The 12,566-nt window shown below is 70.5% G+C and carries 14 protein-coding genes; 3 read left to right on the top strand and 11 right to left on the bottom strand.

Annotated elements, in window-relative coordinates; translation table 11 throughout:
• Positions 1–18 precede the first annotated feature (18 nt).
• The 8 genes from V7Z82_RS00175 to V7Z82_RS00140 form a co-directional block, all read right to left on the bottom strand.
• The gene (locus tag V7Z82_RS00175) at positions 19–1,320 is read right to left on the bottom strand and encodes a S8 family peptidase (protein ID WP_334146721.1); all 1,302 of its coding nucleotides are present in this window, start codon (positions 1,318–1,320) and stop codon (positions 19–21) included.
• Positions 1,317–1,859, bottom strand: coding sequence for a DUF501 domain-containing protein (locus V7Z82_RS00170; RefSeq protein ID WP_334146719.1), 543 nt, complete (start codon positions 1,857–1,859; stop codon positions 1,317–1,319). Before V7Z82_RS00170 ends, V7Z82_RS00175 begins: the two co-directional genes overlap by 4 nt.
• 47 nt (positions 1,860–1,906) lie before the next feature.
• Positions 1,907–2,467, bottom strand: a complete 561-nt coding sequence (locus tag V7Z82_RS00165; protein WP_334146717.1) for an FtsB family cell division protein — start codon at positions 2,465–2,467, stop codon at positions 1,907–1,909.
• Between the two features lie 53 nt (positions 2,468–2,520).
• Positions 2,521–3,801: a phosphopyruvate hydratase gene (eno, locus tag V7Z82_RS00160; RefSeq protein ID WP_334146714.1), complete on the bottom strand. Its 1,281-nt coding sequence runs from the start codon at positions 3,799–3,801 to the stop codon at positions 2,521–2,523.
• Between the two features lie 102 nt (positions 3,802–3,903).
• On the bottom strand, positions 3,904–4,563 hold the full coding sequence (locus V7Z82_RS00155) for an O-methyltransferase (protein WP_334146712.1): 660 nt from the start codon (positions 4,561–4,563) through the stop codon (positions 3,904–3,906).
• Between the two features lie 48 nt (positions 4,564–4,611).
• Complete coding sequence (locus V7Z82_RS00150; RefSeq protein WP_334146710.1) at positions 4,612–5,565, bottom strand: CPBP family intramembrane glutamic endopeptidase; 954 nt, start codon at positions 5,563–5,565, stop codon at positions 4,612–4,614.
• Positions 5,562–6,623, bottom strand: a complete 1,062-nt coding sequence (locus V7Z82_RS00145) for a DUF1648 domain-containing protein (RefSeq protein WP_334146706.1) — start codon at positions 6,621–6,623, stop codon at positions 5,562–5,564. Before V7Z82_RS00145 ends, V7Z82_RS00150 begins: the two co-directional genes overlap by 4 nt.
• Complete coding sequence (locus tag V7Z82_RS00140) at positions 6,620–7,018, bottom strand: GntR family transcriptional regulator (protein WP_334146704.1); 399 nt, start codon at positions 7,016–7,018, stop codon at positions 6,620–6,622. The genes V7Z82_RS00145 and V7Z82_RS00140 overlap by 4 nt, the downstream gene beginning before the upstream one ends.
• A gap of 105 nt (positions 7,019–7,123) precedes the next feature.
• Here V7Z82_RS00140 and V7Z82_RS00135 point away from each other — a divergent pair, with 105 nt between their 5' ends.
• Both V7Z82_RS00135 and V7Z82_RS00130 read left to right on the top strand, forming a co-directional pair.
• On the top strand, positions 7,124–7,594 hold the full coding sequence (locus tag V7Z82_RS00135) for a DUF4442 domain-containing protein (protein WP_334146702.1): 471 nt from the start codon (positions 7,124–7,126) through the stop codon (positions 7,592–7,594).
• Positions 7,595–7,643: 49 nt separating this feature from the next.
• Positions 7,644–8,873: an APC family permease gene (locus tag V7Z82_RS00130; RefSeq protein WP_334146700.1), complete on the top strand. Its 1,230-nt coding sequence runs from the start codon at positions 7,644–7,646 to the stop codon at positions 8,871–8,873.
• Between the two features lies 1 nt (position 8,874).
• On the opposite strand, the gene V7Z82_RS00125 is transcribed toward V7Z82_RS00130, so the two are convergent.
• The gene (locus V7Z82_RS00125; protein WP_334146698.1) at positions 8,875–9,654 is read right to left on the bottom strand and encodes an AraC family transcriptional regulator; all 780 of its coding nucleotides are present in this window, start codon (positions 9,652–9,654) and stop codon (positions 8,875–8,877) included.
• A gap of 106 nt (positions 9,655–9,760) precedes the next feature.
• Between V7Z82_RS00125 and V7Z82_RS00120 the strand changes: the two genes are divergently transcribed.
• Positions 9,761–10,288 (top strand): VOC family protein, encoded by a 528-nt coding sequence (locus V7Z82_RS00120; protein WP_334146696.1) that lies wholly within the window; start codon positions 9,761–9,763, stop codon positions 10,286–10,288.
• On the opposite strand, the gene V7Z82_RS00115 is transcribed toward V7Z82_RS00120, so the two are convergent.
• Positions 10,257–11,066: an SGNH/GDSL hydrolase family protein gene (locus V7Z82_RS00115; protein WP_334146694.1), complete on the bottom strand. Its 810-nt coding sequence runs from the start codon at positions 11,064–11,066 to the stop codon at positions 10,257–10,259. The genes V7Z82_RS00120 and V7Z82_RS00115 overlap by 32 nt on opposite strands.
• Positions 11,067–11,249: 183 nt before the next feature.
• The gene (locus V7Z82_RS00110; RefSeq protein ID WP_334148293.1) at positions 11,250–12,515 is read right to left on the bottom strand and encodes a histidine--tRNA ligase; all 1,266 of its coding nucleotides are present in this window, start codon (positions 12,513–12,515) and stop codon (positions 11,250–11,252) included.
• Between the last annotated feature and the right edge of the window lie 51 nt (positions 12,516–12,566).

The following is a 12,566-nucleotide window of genomic DNA, read 5'->3' as shown; positions in this document are numbered from 1 at the left end:
GGGGACAACTCCTTGGAGTCAGGGTTGTGGCGTGCGAGATGCGCGCGCCGATCGGATGCGCCGGGCAGCAGCGGTGACGCCAAGCGCTATCAGGATACCAGGGACTGTGACCGCGATGAGCGGCAGGGTACCGTAGCGCAGTGAATCAGCGCTGGGAAGGAGCGGGGAACCGGCTTCCGTCGGGGCATCCGCGTCCGGCAGCGGGGGCACCTGCACCGGGGTCACCGGAGCCTCCGGCTGCGGCTCGGTCGCCGCTCGGCGGTACAGGCGGATCCACTCGGCGAGGTCACCCATCGGGTTCTTGTCGACCGACGGCAGGACTGCGTTGATCGCGGCAGCCGCATCGACGAGTCCGTACCCGTAGAGCGGATCCTGCGGCTTGATCGCGCCGTCCACGGGGATGGCCGTCTTGATGATCCGATTGATGACGTCGTCGGCCTTCAGGTCAGGATGCGCGGAGCGGATGAGGGCCGCGATCCCTGCCACGATCGGGGCGGCGCCGCTGGTGCCCCGCCAGGAGGCGAGCTTGCCGTCTGCCGACATGCCGAGCAGACCCTCGCTGGGTGCCGAGATGCCGATCGTGATCCCCTGGGTCGATGCCTCGACACTGGCGGTGCCCGTCTGGTCGACGCCACCGACCGTGAGCACGCCGGGGATCGTGGCCGGTGCCCCGATGATGCTGGTGCCGCTCCCCCGGTTGCCCGCCGCGACGACGACCACGACGTCATGCTCGAAGGCGTAGAGGAAGGCGTCGTCCCAGCTCGCGTCCCAATCGAGGGTGTTCGTCGTGAACGAGAGATTGATGATGTCGGCGCCGTTGTCGACGGCCCAGCGCATGCCCTTCGCGACCTGCTCCGTGAACGGGACGGCCGCAGCGGCGCCGAATCCGACCGAGATCGACAGCAGGTTCGCCTCCGGCGCCACGCCGATCATGCCGGCGCCGTCTGCGGCTCCTCGTCCGGCCGCGAGTGAGGCGACCCAGGACCCGTGATTGCCGTCCAGCGCGCCGAGCGGGGTGCGGCCGTCCGGGGTGCCGGTGCCTGAGACATCGGTGCCGCCGACGACGGCCTCGCCGAAGGTCTCCGGCACCTTGCCGATGCCGGTGTCGATCACGGCGATCGTCACGCCCTTGCCGCGGGTCGTCTGCCAGGCCTCGCGGATGCGGGCGCCGTCGAGCCAGTACTCGGAGGCACGGGTCGGGTCGCTCGGGTCATCCGGCACCGGCCCGGTGCTGGGCGGCGCGGTCGCGCCCATGAGCAGGACGGATGCCGCCACCACCGCGATGGCGGCGGCGCTGCGCAGCATCCGTCGTGCGGTCATTCCGCCGTCGCAGACTCGTCGCGGAGCGCTGCTCCGGGGTCGTCGCAGCGGCATTCCCCCGGGGTCCAGGACGAACGGGCGAGCGCTTCGTCGCCGATCGGGTTGACGCCGGGGCCAGCAGCCAGTGCGTGACCGGCGAGGGCGTGCAGGCACTTCACGCGCGTCGGCATGCCACCGGCGGAGATGCCGTCGATCTCGGCGACCTCGCCGAACTGCGCGCGGTCGGCGAGATACGCCCGGTGCGCGGCGAGGGTCGCGGCGGCGACCGTCTCGTCCTCGGCGAGGAGGGCCGCGAACTCCGGCATGACCTGCGTCGCCTCGAGCGTCGACATCGCCGCGGTGGCTGCGGGATGCGTCAGGTAGTAGAAGGTGGGGAACGGTGTGCCGTCAGGCAGCCGGGGGGCGGTCGCCACGACGGTCGGGTTGCCGCAGGCGCATCGGGCTGCGATGCCGACGACGCCGCGGACCGGACGGCCGAGCTGGGCCGAGACGACGGCGAGTTCGGCGGACGTCGGGGCGGGGAAAGGCGGCGTGGTCACCCCACCAGCGTACGGGAGCAGACCGGGAATCCGCTCCGCGCAGCCCCTCAGCGGACGACGGCGGCAGTGTCGCTCAGTCCGGCCGAGGTCAGCGTGCGCAGCAGCTGCTGCATCCAGTCGGAGGGCTTCTCCTCGAGGGTGTCGCTCACCGGGTCCTGCTCCCGCGGCAGCGCCGCGGCATCCAGATCGTTGTCGATCAGGTACACCACCTCGCCGGGCTTGACGTAGTAGAGGCGCTCGCGCGCCTGCGTCGTGATGTACGCCGGGTCCTGCCAGCGTTCGCGCTCCTTCTCGAGCGCAGCGATCTCGGTCTCGCTGACCTGCACCGACGCTTCGAGCGCGGCGATCTTCTGGCGCTGGTCGATGAACGTGCCGAGCGTGGGCACGAGCACCCAGGCGCCGAGCACCACCAGCGACAGCATGATCACCGAGAAGGCGGACAGGCGGATACCGGAGGCCCACTCGCGAACGTCGACGCGTGGCGTGCCATCGCGCTGCGCGCCTCGCGGGCGCGGCGTTCGCGTCGTCTTCGCGCGCTTCCCTGGCTTGGCGGCCTCAGAGAACGATGCGCCAGGAGACGCCGAAGGAGGAGCCGGTCGTCGTGCCACGGCTCCTCCTCCGTCATGCCGCACTGGTGCGGCGCCTACTGTCTCAGCTGCGCTCAGGCCTGGGAGCGCGGGAACGCCGAACGACCGGCGAAGACCGCTGCATCGCCCAGTTCTTCCTCGATGCGCAGAAGCTGATTGTACTTCGCGACGCGCTCGCTGCGAGCAGGCGCACCCGCCTTGATCTGACCCGCGTTGGTCGCGACGGCCAGATCGGCGATCGTGGTGTCCTCGGTCTCGCCGGAGCGGTGCGAGAGCATCGCCGTGTACCCCGAACGCTGCGCCAGGCTGACCGCGTCGAACGTCTCGGTGAGCGTGCCGATCTGGTTGACCTTCACGAGCAGCGAGTTGGCGACGCCGCGCTTGATGCCCTCGGCAAGGCGCTCCGGGTTCGTGACGAAGAGGTCGTCGCCGACCAGCTGCACCTTGGAGCCCAGCACGTCGGTGAGGTGCTTCCAGTTGTCCCAGTCGTCCTCGGCGAGTGCGTCCTCGATCGTGACGATCGGGAAGTCGTTGACCAGACCCACGTAGTACTCGGTGAGTGCTTCCGCGTCCCAGTCCTTGTTGTCGAGGCGGTAGACGCCGTCCTTGAAGAACTCGGTCGCTGCGACGTCGAGGCCGAGCGCGATGTCGGTGCCGGGCGTGAAGCCGGCCTTCTCGATCGCCTTGACGAGGAAGTCGAGTCCCTCGCGGTTGCTGGGCAGGTCGGGGGCGAAGCCGCCCTCGTCGCCGAGGCCGGTCGCGTAGCCGGCGGCCTTCAGCTCGGCGCGCAGCACGTGGTACGTCTCGACGCCCCAGCGCAGCGCCTCGGAGTAGGTCTCCGCGCCGATGGGCGCGAGGAAGAACTCCTGCATGTCGATGCCGTTGTCGGCGTGCTCGCCGCCGTTGATGACGTTGAACAGCGGAACGGGCAGCACGTGCGCGTTCGGGCCGCCCAGGTAGCGGAACAGCGGCAGGTCTGCCGAGTCGGCGGCGGCCTTGGCGACCGCGAGGCTCACGCCGAGGATCGCGTTGGCGCCGAGGCGCTTCTTGTTCTCGGTGCCGTCGACCTCGTTGAGGATCTCGTCGACGATGCGCTGCTCGCTGGCTTCGACACCCTCGAGTGCCGGGCCGAGCTCGTCGATGACGGCCTCGACGGCCTTCAGCACACCCTTGCCGCCGTAGCGGCTCTTGTCGCCGTCACGCAGCTCGTACGCCTCGAATGCGCCGGTGGATGCCCCGGAGGGAACGGCGGCGCGCTGGACGATTCCATCGTCGAGGAGCACCTCCACCTCAACGGTCGGGTTTCCGCGCGAGTCGAGAATCTCGCGTGCGCCTACAGCCTCGATCAGTGCCACTGATGTGCTCCTTGTTCAGGGGAAAGGTGTGTGTGGAGCGTCGTCGATCCGCGCCCAGTCTAGCTCGCCGCCCGCTCGCGTCCTGTGCCTCGACCGATGCCGTCACACCACGAGTGCGAGCGCCACGCCGTCCCAGCCCTTGACCCCGACGGTCTGCAGCGCGGTGGCATCGAAGCGGGGGTCCTCCCCCAGCATCCGCAGTCCGTCACGCGTGCCGTTCACCTTCGAGTCCGTCGAGTCGTCGCGCACGATCTCGCCCTCGCGGCCGATGTTGTCGAGCACGATCACCGTGCCCGGGTGGCCGAGCTTCGCCGCCCAGTCGAGGTAGATCGTGTTCGACTCCTTGTCGGCGTCGATGAAGACCAGATCGAATCCGCCGACCAGCGTCGGCAGCACGTCTGCTCCCCTGCCGATGCGGATCTCGACGCGGTCGCCCACGCCGGCGGCGTCGATGCTCGCGCGCGCCACCGCGGCGTTCTCGGCCTCCGCCTCGACCGTGACGACACGACCATCGGGGCCGACGGCCCTGGCGAGCCAGATCGTCGAGTAGCCACCGAGCGTGCCGATCTCGAGGACCCTGCGCGCACCGCTGATCCGCACCAACAGGTTCAGCAGCTTGCCGCCGACCGGCGCGACCTCGATCTCGGGGAGACCAGCCGCACGCTGCGCCTCGAGGGCATGCTCGAGGGCAGGGTCGTGCCCGACGAGCGTGTCGGCGAGATAGGCATCGGCATTCGACCATGCTGCTGGCGTGGATTCCATGGCCTCAGCCAACCGCGGGCGCCGGTGAGCGTCAAGTGCTTCGCGTGGTCAGGGACGGGGCGCCGAGAGCAGCCGTCCCTGGGTGCCGGCGAGCTCGGGCTGCTGCCGGAACTGGCCGGTCAGCGTGAGCACGACGACGACCACGGCGATCACGATCCACGCCGCCACCCCGAGCGGACCCGCGAGGGCGAGGTCGGGCTGGGTCGCGGCGAAGATCACGATCATGCCACCCGCTGCGTTCAGCGAGCCGTGCGCGATCACCGCCGGCCACACGGATGCCGAGCGCAGCCGCAGCCAGCCCAGCAACACGCCCCAGGCGACGCAGCCGCCGATCATGAACAGCACGCCGGTGACGTCGGTGCGGCCGAAGTTGTAGCCGAGCAGGATGACCGGACTGTGCCAGAAGCCCCAGATCGCACCGCTGAGCAACAGCGCGGGCCAGGTGCCGAGCGGTCGCAGCGCCGGCAGCAGCCAGCCGCGCCAGCCGAGCTCCTCGCCGAACGCCGGGATCGCATTGATCAGCGCGCCGACCGGGATCATCGCGAGCTGCGCCGCCACGAGCACGCCGATCGGGGGCAGCGGCACGCCCTCGGGGAGCAGCGTCTCGAGCTGCGCCGCGAAGCCGGAGAACGCGAGGTCGAGCTGCACGAACCCGAGTGCGGCCGCCACCAGCACGCTGAGGGCGACGAGCACGGGCGGTGCCAGCCAGGCGAGCACCAGCAGCCAGACCACGCGCTTCGCCGGACGCAGCGGCCACAGGCCGAGGAACCGGACGCGCTCGCCCTTCGCCGGGACGCCGAGCACGAACATGATCACGATCGCCGCGACCGCCGGCGTGAACATCATGATCGGCAGGAGCACGCCGGTGACGGGTTCGGCGAGGCCGTCGCCGAGCCACAGCGGCAGGCTCACGAGCCAGGCGAGTCCGCAGGCGAGCACCGTGTACGCGATGACCGCGGTCCACGGGACGCGGCGGGGGGCAGGGGCGAACGTGTCGGTCATGGAGTGTCCTCTCGGGATTCTTCGGTTCCGGTCCGTGGTTCGACAGCGGATCGGTCGACATACGCCTGCAGGAGTGCGGATGCCTCCTCGGCACCGTCGATCGTGACGATGAATGGTCGACGCCCCAGGCGCGACACCTCGATGGCCGCGCCTCCACGCATGATGATGCCGGTGCGGCCGTCGATCGCGATGCGCCAGCCCCAGCCGCCGAACTCGCCGAACGGGGAGATGTCGACGGCTCGCGCCGAGACGACCTCGGCCATCGGGATGACGACGCGAGGCCAGCCCAGCAACGAGTGCGCCTGGAAGCCCTCGGGGGTGATGCGAACGCGGAAAGCCGAGGCGGACACGAGTGCCGTTCCGACGACGAGCACGGTGATGGCGACGATCCACCCGCCCGGCACTCCGTTCCAGAGCATGAAGGCGGCGAGCGCGACGAGCGCGATCAGGAGCGCCGCGATGGCGGCCAGCGCCGCACGAGGGATCGACGCGGTCCCCAGCCAGACGACGCGTTCTCCCTCGGCGACATGCACGGCATGGCGTGGTTCGAGCGCCCGTCCCTGCTCGGCGCGCACCCGCGGCTGCACGAGCCATGCCAGCGCTGCGATGACGAGGAGGCTGGAGAACGAGAGCGCCATGACCCCGCCGATGCCCGGCACGTCGTCCCCGGCGAGGAGGTCGCGCTGGATCGCGAGCGATCCGAGACACATCGCGAGCGCGAACGCGGCGAGGCCTGCGGCGAGCGCGCCCATCAGTCGAGCTGCGCCTCCCCAGTGCACTCCGACGGCGCGGAGGGTCGCGAGCGCCATGAGCAGTGGCAGCACCAGCCCCACGCCCAGCAGGAGCCAGACGTAAATCAGCGGCGGACCGAAGCCGTCGGCGCCGCTCACACCCCAACGCGTCGCCACGGAGTCCGGCAGGGTCGGCAGCCAGGCGAGGATCACCGCGACACCGATGGCCGAGAGGATCACCGGGACGACGATGGCGACGACTGCGAAGAGCCGACGAGCGCGACGCAGCAGCTCGGGCGGTGTGCGGGTGATGTCGTGCGTGGTCATGATGCGACCTCCTTGTTGTTCTCGGCGCCGGGCGAGACCGGGCGTTCTTCCCGATGCGACTGCACGATCGCGGCGAGCGTGTCGGCGGAGACTCCGAGGCCGGCGGCGCGACGCACCAGACCGGCGATCTCGTCGGCGAGCTCGGAGAGGGGCGCGGCGGATGCCGCGACGACCGCTCCCCTCCCGCGACGGAGATCCACCAGACCCTCGTCGCGCAGCCGCTGGTAGGCATGCAGCACCGTGTGCTGATTGATGTCCAAGGCCGCGGCGACTTCACGGGCCGGAGGGAGCCGGTCGCCCGGCCTCAGGGTTCCGGAGAGGAGATCTGCACGGATGGATGCGGCGACCTGGTCGTACAGCGGTCGCTGACTGTCGGCGTCGACTCGGATGAGCATCGCACCTCCCAATTTGTATTCACTAGTAATTCTATTACTACTAGAACAACTGTGGCAACCTCCAGTCATGTGTGCGGTCGCGCCCGGATCCGCGACACTGGCGACATGCGCATCACTCCCCGCCGACTCGCGGTCGGCATGAACCTGTGGGCCCCGAACCTCTTCAGCGGCATCCGCATCCGACGCTTCAGCGAGGACTGGACGCACGCGACGGTCGAGTTGCACGTGAACGCCATCACGCGCAACTACGTCAAGACGGCGTTCGGCGGCTCGATGTCGGCGATGACCGACCCCTACTTCTTCATGCTGGTGATGCATCAGCTCGGTCGCGACTACGTCGTGTGGGACACCCGCGGCGAGATCGAGTTCGTGAAGCCGGGGCGAGGCGTGCTCACCGCCGAATTCCATGTGTCGGCCGAGCAGGCGGCAGCGCTCCGGGATCGAGCCGACGGGGGCGCCAAGGTGCACGAGTGGTTCGAGACCGTGATCACCGACCGTGCGGGCGATGTCGTCGCGAAGGTGCGCCGCGAGGTCTACATCCGCGAGAAGCGGCGCGTCACCGAGGCTCGCGCCTGATCGCAGCTCGCGCCACCCGTCGTTCACCTTCACGTGCCACGATGACGGAATGCCGCTGGCCCGCCGACTGACCCTGCGCGACGCGATCGCGATCGGCCTGGGCGCGATGATCGGTGCCGGCGTGTTCTCGGTCTGGGCGCCGGCGATCGGTGCCGCCGGCGGCGGTGTGCTCGTCGCCCTCGGTATCGCCGCAGTCGTCGCGTACTGCAACGCCACGGCCTCGGCGCAGCTCGCGGCAGCGCATCCGGTGGCCGGCGGCACCTACGCCTACGCTCGTGCCGAGATCGGTCCGTGGTGGGGGTTCGTCGCCGGGTGGTGCTTCGTGATCGGCAAGATCGCGAGCTGCGCTGCCATGGCCATGACGTTCGCCGCCTACGCGGCACCGGCCGGGTGGGAACCCGTCGTCGCGGTCGTCGCGGTCGCCGCGCTGGCCGTCGTGAACTGCTTCGGTGTCACGCGTACGGCGCTGCTGACCCGCATCCTCGTCGTGTGCTCGCTCCTCGGTCTCGCGCTGGTCGTCACGGTCGGCCTGCCTGCCGCCGGGGCCGTGGCATCGGCTCCCCTGCCCGACGCGACCGCCTACGGAGTACTGCAGGGCGCAGGGCTGCTGTTCTTCGCGTTCGCCGGCTACGCGCGCATCGCCACGATGGGCGAAGAGGTCGTCGACCCCGCCCGCACGATCCCGCGGGCGATCGTGCTCTCGCTGAGTGGCGCGGTCGTGGTCTACACGTTCGTCGGCATCACCGTCGTGCTCGTGCTCGGAGCGGATGCCGCGACCAGCACGGCTCCGCTCGCCGACGTCGTCACCGCAGCCGGGTGGGACGCGCTGACACCCGTGGTCCGCGTGGCGGCCGCGGCCGCCTCGCTCGGCGCGCTCCTGGCGCTGCTCACCGGGATCGGCCGCACGACCCTCGCGATGGCGCGTGAACGCGACGTGCCGTCGTTCCTCGCCAGGATCGACGAGCGATGGCAGGTGCCGCGGCGCGCGGAGATCGCGATCGCGCTGATCGTGATCGCGATCGTGCTCGTGGCCGACCTGCGCGAAGCGATCGGGTTCTCCTCGTTCGGGGTGCTGCTCTACTACCTGATCGCGAACGCCGCGGCCTTCCGACAGCAGGGCGCCGCGCGTCGGTACCCTCGCGCCCTGCAGGTGGTCGGCGCGCTCGGCTGCCTGCTGCTCGTGAACACCCTGCCGATCCTCGCGTCCGTCGTCGGGACGGTCGTGGTGCTGCTCGGAGTCGGGTATCGCATGGTGCGTCTGCGCGTGCAGAACGGCTGACTCACTCCTCGACGTCCGCGCGATACGTGCGCGGCGCGATACCGAGCACCGCCCGGAAGTCCCGCGTGAGATGCGCGTGGTCCGCGTACCCGAGCTCCGCTGCGATCGTGGACAGGTCGGCGCCGGGATCGTCGCGAACCAGCTGCGCAGCATCCTGCAGACGCCGTCGGCGGATCATCGCCGCCGGCGAGATGCCGACGGAGCGGTGCGCCATGCGCTCCAGCGTGCGGACCGACACCGCCAGCCTCGTCGCCGCCTCTGCTGGAGTCAGCGCCCCGCCGTCGCCGGCGAGCGCCTCGGCCATCGCATTCGCCAGGCGGGCGGCATCGGTCGGCGCGCCGACCCGGTCGACGAGCCAGTGGGAGAACACCGAGACGGCGCGGTCGCGGTGTCCCTCGCCGGTGGCCATCGCCCTCGTGACCTCGGCATGCAGCGCCGGCTCGTCGAGCGTGCGCATGTGGTCGACCAGCGACGCCGGGTCGTCGATCAGCGCGCCGACAGCCGCTGGTCGGAGCAGCGCGCCGACGGCCCATCCGTGCCCGCGCAGGTCACGATGCGAGGCGCGCGTGGTCGCCCCCGACAGAGTCACTCCGTCCTGCTCGACCACGAGATTGAGCGCCGGGTATCCGACGATCTCCTGCCGTGAGGTGTGGCCGGGTTCGACGTCCCACTCGGGGATCCAGAACCAGGCGACGAGCTCGGCGACCTGACCGACGGCCGGCAGCCGATGGAACTGCGGCAGCCGTGCCGGATACAGCACGCCGCCCGTCGAGTTCGCCATGCGCTCAGCGTACGATCCGCAGCGGACATCGGCACGCAGTCATCATCGGGGTCCGCTGTCGCGGATCTTCAAGCCCTCGGCATCCGTCCCGATCTAGCGTGAGGACATGAGCGAAGACATCCCCACGACCGGCGTGACCGGCACCCACACGACCGACGGACGACCGAACAGCGCGACCTCCCTGACGCCGTTCCTCGCGATCCCCGATGCAGCGCGAGCGATCGAGTTCTACCGTGATGTCTTCGGCGCCCGCGTCGTCGACGTGACCGAGTTCGGCGGCGTCGTGGCGCACGCCGACCTCGACTTCGGCCAGGGCCTCCTGCAGCTCGGTGATCCGAACCCCGACTATCACCTCGTGCCCTCCCCCGCAGGCGACGACGACTGCTACTCGATGGGGCTGTACGTCGCAGACGTCGATGCAGTCGTGGCACGAGCGGTCGAGGCGGGATCGACCGTGCGCGAAGCGCCGTCGCACTTCGTCTCCGGCGACCGGTACGCCAGCATCCGGGATCCGTTCGGCGTGCGCTGGTCGATCATGACGCGCGTCGAGGACCTCTCGGACGAGGAGAGCGCCCGGAGGGTCGCCGAATGGGCGGCGTCGTTCACGCCGGCTGCGACGGACGACGCGAGCTGAGCGCCGTGTCGGCGGCACGGCACACCGCCGGGAGCAGGGCCTCCGCCGTCCGCCGGTAGCCCAGCGCGCTCGGGTGGAACCGGTCGAGGCTGAACATCTCATCCGGTTCGTCGAAGAACAGCGGACCGATCGCACGACGGAGATCCACCGGTTCCGCGCCGGCATGCCGTGCGGTCTCGGCCTGCACGTCGGCCAGGCGTCGGGACAGACTCGATGCGAGTCGACGCAGCGGCTGCGGGACGGCGCGGAGCGCGCCGAGGTCAGGACACGTGCCGACGACGACCTCGGCCCCGCGCTCCCGCAGACGCGCGATCGCGGTGTTCAGGTGACTCGCGGACACCGCGACCGGCAGGCGGTGCGTCACATCGTTGCCGCCCACGACGATCACGGCGACGTGCACACGGGCGTCGTCAGGGAGCGCGTCGAGCTGGCCGTCGAGGTCGGGCGACTCGGAGCCGACGACCGCCGCCGTTCGGAGACGCACCGGTCGATGCATCCGGAGTCCGAGGCCCTTGGCGAGGCGCCCGCCGAGCGTCTCCTTGCGCTTCGCCGCACCGAGGCCGGCGGCGAGCGAGTCGCCGAGCAGCAGCAGCTCGATCGGCTCGCCGTCGAACGAGCGGCGCCAGACCCGGTCGGCGTCGAGGGAGTCCTCACCGAGCGGCTTCCCGATCCTGCGGCGCGCGATCGCGGCCTGGCGCGTCAGCAGCATCCGCCCGCCGACCAGGACCCCGGACACTGCGACGACCGCTCCGGTGACGACGAGACGCGTTCGACCCATGCCCCGATTCGATCGCGTCCGCGTGAACGCGCCGTGAACGGCATCCGTCATCCGGTCTCCGGCATCCGCGCGATCTGCAGGGAGATGTGCGGCATGCAGGGAGACACGCCGACGGATGCTCCTGCAACCCGCAGGATCTCCTGCACGTCGCGCGCCCCGGAGGTGTCGGACCCGGCAGCGCACTCAGCTCAGGGGCTTGATCTCCAGGTCGGATGCTCCGACCGGCACCGTCGCGAAGGCGGTGTAGCCGTCGGCGGCAGCCCGCTCGAGCAGCGCCTTCAGGTTCTTGGTGCGCCGTTCGAGCCGCACACGGGCGCCGGTCGCGATCAGCGCGGTCTTGTGCGCGACGAGCTCGACCACCGGCACGTCCGCGTCGTGGACCAGCACGACCGCCTGGGCCCCGGCATCCGAGTTCGCGGTGACGAGGTCGACCAGACGCTCGAAGCCGAGCGAGAAGCCGACCGCGGGCACCTGCTGGCCGAGGAAGCGTCCGATCATGCCGTCGTAGCGTCCGCCGCCGCCGAGCGAGTAGTCGACCGAAGGGTGGGCGAGCTCGAAGATCGTGCCGGTGTAGTAGCCCATGCCGCGCACCAGGAACGGGTCGAACACGAGCGGGATGTCGTCGATCGCCGAGCCCGTCGACGGGCGTCCGGCCGCGACGGCCTGACCGATGCCGACCAGGTGGTCGACGATCTCGTCCGGTGCGCCATCGGGCAGCGCCTTGCGGATCTGCCGCTCGCCGTACGCGTTGATCTCCATGGTCTGCGGGCGGCGGAGGAAGGCCTCGAAGGCGTCGACCGCGTGGGCAGTGACGGCGCGGTCGCGCAGTTCGGCCGCGACCCCGTCGGGCCCGATCTTGTCGAGCTTGTCGATCGTGATGAGCACGCCTGGACGCTCCTCGGCCGTGAAGCCGAAGCTGTCGAGCATCCAGTCGAGCGCACGTCGGTCGTTGATCCGCACGGTCGCGCCCTCGAGTCCGAGCGCGTCGACCGTGTCGAGCGAGGCGACCATCAACTCGGCCTCAGCCCGCGCAGAGTCGTCGCCCATGATGTCGATGTCGCACTGCACGAACTGGCGGTAGCGGCCCTTCTGCGGGCGCTCCGCGCGCCACACGGCTCCGATCTGGATCGACCGGAACACGGTCGGCAGCTGGCCGCGGTTGCTGGCGTAGAACCGGGCGAGCGGCACGGTGAGGTCGTAGCGGAGCCCCAGGTCGGAGAGCGCTGCGGGGTCGGCGGCGGCCGCTCGGATCGCGTCGGCGTCGAGCCCGCGGCGCAGCACGTTGTACGCGAGCTTCTCGTTGTCGCCGCCGATGCCGGCATGCAGACGCGAGTACTCCTCGAGCACGGGGGTCTCGATCTCATCGAAGCCGTGTGCGAGGTAGCGCTCACGGATGACGGCGAGCACACGCTCGCGGCGAGCCTTGTCGGCGGGGAGGATGTCGCGCATGCCGCGCGGCGGGTTCACAGTAGCCACGGGTCCATTGTTCCAGGTCCGGCC

This window comes from Microbacterium sp., assembly GCF_036823965.1.
In the GTDB taxonomy this organism is placed as follows: domain Bacteria; phylum Actinomycetota; class Actinomycetes; order Actinomycetales; family Microbacteriaceae; genus Microbacterium.
The sequence above is the reverse complement of the archived record's forward strand: the minus strand, read 5'-3'. Positions and strand labels throughout refer to the sequence as shown.

What these genes read in the sequence shown, in the direction of transcription:
- V7Z82_RS00125 (WP_334146698.1), bottom strand. Translation starts at nt 9,654, where the DNA reads ATGGCGAACTCGACGGGCGGCGTGCTGTATCCGGCACGGCTGCCGCAG.
- V7Z82_RS00145 (WP_334146706.1), bottom strand. Translation starts at nt 6,623, where the DNA reads ATGACCACGCACGACATCACCCGCACACCGCCCGAGCTGCTGCGTCGC.
- V7Z82_RS00135 (WP_334146702.1), top strand. Translation starts at nt 7,124, where the DNA reads ATGCGCATCACTCCCCGCCGACTCGCGGTCGGCATGAACCTGTGGGCC.
- V7Z82_RS00175 (WP_334146721.1), bottom strand. Translation starts at nt 1,320, where the DNA reads ATGACCGCACGACGGATGCTGCGCAGCGCCGCCGCCATCGCGGTGGTG.
- V7Z82_RS00155 (WP_334146712.1), bottom strand. Translation starts at nt 4,563, where the DNA reads ATGGAATCCACGCCAGCAGCATGGTCGAATGCCGATGCCTATCTCGCC.
- V7Z82_RS00150 (WP_334146710.1), bottom strand. Translation starts at nt 5,565, where the DNA reads ATGACCGACACGTTCGCCCCTGCCCCCCGCCGCGTCCCGTGGACCGCG.
- V7Z82_RS00120 (WP_334146696.1), top strand. Translation starts at nt 9,761, where the DNA reads ATGAGCGAAGACATCCCCACGACCGGCGTGACCGGCACCCACACGACC.
- V7Z82_RS00130 (WP_334146700.1), top strand. Translation starts at nt 7,644, where the DNA reads ATGCCGCTGGCCCGCCGACTGACCCTGCGCGACGCGATCGCGATCGGC.
- V7Z82_RS00140 (WP_334146704.1), bottom strand. Translation starts at nt 7,018, where the DNA reads ATGCTCATCCGAGTCGACGCCGACAGTCAGCGACCGCTGTACGACCAG.
- V7Z82_RS00115 (WP_334146694.1), bottom strand. Translation starts at nt 11,066, where the DNA reads ATGGGTCGAACGCGTCTCGTCGTCACCGGAGCGGTCGTCGCAGTGTCC.
- V7Z82_RS00110 (WP_334148293.1), bottom strand. Translation starts at nt 12,515, where the DNA reads ATGCGCGACATCCTCCCCGCCGACAAGGCTCGCCGCGAGCGTGTGCTC.